2 protein-coding genes are annotated in these 1,043 nt (G+C 61.1%); one reads left to right on the top strand and one right to left on the bottom strand.

Going from position 1 to position 1,043, the window contains the following annotated elements:
• Positions 1-443: IS3 family transposase (locus NA637_RS25085; protein WP_256075306.1), on the top strand; the 443-nt coding region annotated here is incomplete at its 5' end.
• 145 nt (positions 444-588) lie between these two features.
• On the opposite strand, the gene NA637_RS25090 is transcribed toward NA637_RS25085, so the two are convergent.
• On the bottom strand, positions 589-1,043 hold a 455-nt coding region (locus NA637_RS25090), incomplete at its 5' end, for a transposase (protein ID WP_256075318.1).

Consider the following 1,043-nt stretch of genomic DNA (forward strand, 5'->3'; position numbering starts at 1 on the left):
CCCTAGCAGTGGTCCTGGATCTGCATGTTCGCCGAGTCATTGGATGGGCGCTCTCCTGCAAGCCGGATGCAGAGTTGGCAGTCCGTGCGCTCGATATGGCCTACGAGCAGCGCGGAAGGCCGCAGCAGGTGATGTTCCATTCAGATCAGGGCAGCCAATATGCCAGCCGCTTGTTCCGGCAGCGGCTGTGGCGTTACCGAATGCGGCAGAGCATGAGTCGACGCGGCAACTGCTGGGACAACGCCCCGATGGAGCGACTGTTTCGCAGCCTGAAAACTGAGTGGATCCCGCCGACAGGCTACATGACTGCCAGAGAGGCGCAGCGCGACATCAGCCATTACCTGATGCATCGGTACAACTGGCTCAGGCCGCATCAGGCCAACGACGGACTCCCGCCCGCCGTTGCAGAGAAAAAACTTAACCCACTGTCCGGGATGGCTTGACCACTACAGAAATAGCCTCGTCTTCCGTCTTCGCCCTGCCCGGCAAGCCGAAAAACGAAGGTCTCTTGCGTCAGTCGCGGGCTATTTCAGCACTCTCGACCCTATTCCGTGCCCTTCACGGGCGCCCTGTGGGCTACTGCCCGCATCACGGACGCACCTCGCCTGCCATCAGCAGTCGTTTCCGCATCATCCAGAGGTTCGACAGGGCAAACAGGGTGACCAGTTGGGCCGTGTTATTCGCCAGCCCACGGAAACGCACCTTTGTGTAGCCGAACTGGTACTTGATCACCCGGAACGGATGTTCAACCTTGGCTCGCGTCTGGGCCTTGGCCTTCTCAATCTGGCGAATCACGCGCCCGAGCAGACTGCGCTTGCCGAGCGGCTTGTAGGTACTGCGGCGAGCGGCAACCGACCAGATGACCTCGCGGCCTTCATGCTCGGGGCGCTTTTCAACACCGGTGTAGCCGGCGTCCGCGCAGACATACGACTCTTCGCCATGCTGCAATTTGTCGACCTGAGTGACGTCAGCGACGTTGGCCGCCGTGCCGATCACGCTGTGCACCAGCCCTGAGTCGTCGTCGACGCCGATGTGTGCCTTCA

It is taken from the genome of Stutzerimonas stutzeri (assembly GCF_024448935.1).
In the GTDB taxonomy this organism is placed as follows: Bacteria; Pseudomonadota; Gammaproteobacteria; order Pseudomonadales; family Pseudomonadaceae; genus Stutzerimonas; species Stutzerimonas stutzeri_AO.